This window comes from Pseudomonas sp. ES3-33, assembly GCF_000952175.1.
Classification (GTDB): domain Bacteria; phylum Pseudomonadota; class Gammaproteobacteria; order Pseudomonadales; family Pseudomonadaceae; genus Aquipseudomonas; species Aquipseudomonas gregormendelii.
Genome location: NZ_JZRI01000113.1, coordinates 1 through 889, shown reverse-complemented (window position 1 = coordinate 889; position 889 = coordinate 1). Strand labels below are relative to the sequence as shown.

The following is an 889-nucleotide window of genomic DNA, read 5'->3' as shown; positions in this document are numbered from 1 at the left end:
AGATGTGTATAAGAGACAGCTGTAGGACTGAGCTTAAAGAGGGGGCTTCCCCCCTCAGGCGCGTTCAGCCTTACTTAACAGTCTTAAAAGCCGGCGCTACTTAACCAACCCTCACTACTGAAAGCCACCTGCAGTTACAGTTTCCACATATCCCGATTCAGCCTGAAGCTCGAAAGATATACGAGCAGGCGAGAAAAATTCATGAATCGGTTTGGCCCCAAAGCGTAAAGTGCCATTTTCATTAGCTTGTTAACTATAACAAACTTGCTTCTGTTACTTTCAATATCACCAAAACCAGTCGGCTGGTACCCCGACTTGTCGCTGATCAAATAGTTCTTCTTTGCAAATGCTGCTACAGGTCCATTGGAATCAAACGGATCATGACCACGAGGCAGGTCATTCAAAACACTCGCATATGCACGTCGCAAAGTTGGCGATACATAATCGCCATTAGACATATAGTCAAAACCATATCTGGTTTTCGAAATCGGAATTTTCAAACGCTGCAATGACTTATTGTAGCGATGAGCCAGTTCAGAATAGTCAGTTCGCCCAGTCTCTCTGTCGGCAAATTCGCGTTTGCTCAATAAATCCGGATTTTTTTCGTCAAAGGAGCTGAAGTGGAAAAAAATCAGACGGTATTCGTTATTAATCAAGTACCCGCCCAGCGGATCTACGGAAACTACACGCTCATGCGCATTCCAGAAGGCCACATTAAAACCAAGATCAAAAGAAATATGCAGCTTCGGAAAAAAACACGGAGCAATACTCACCCACTTTTGATCAGTTGATAATCCAAATTGAGTTTCAAAATAACAAAGATCAAGACAGCGCTCGTTCCACCAATTCAGGAATCTGACACTCTCTGACCTGTCTCTTATACACATCT

Annotated in this window: 1 pseudogene; it reads right to left on the bottom strand. The window is 43.5% G+C overall.

What is annotated here, in order from left to right:
* Window positions 1-134: 134 nt before the first annotated feature.
* Window positions 135-889 (bottom strand): annotated as a pseudogene (locus tag UB23_RS29515) (hypothetical protein); the annotation flags it as partial.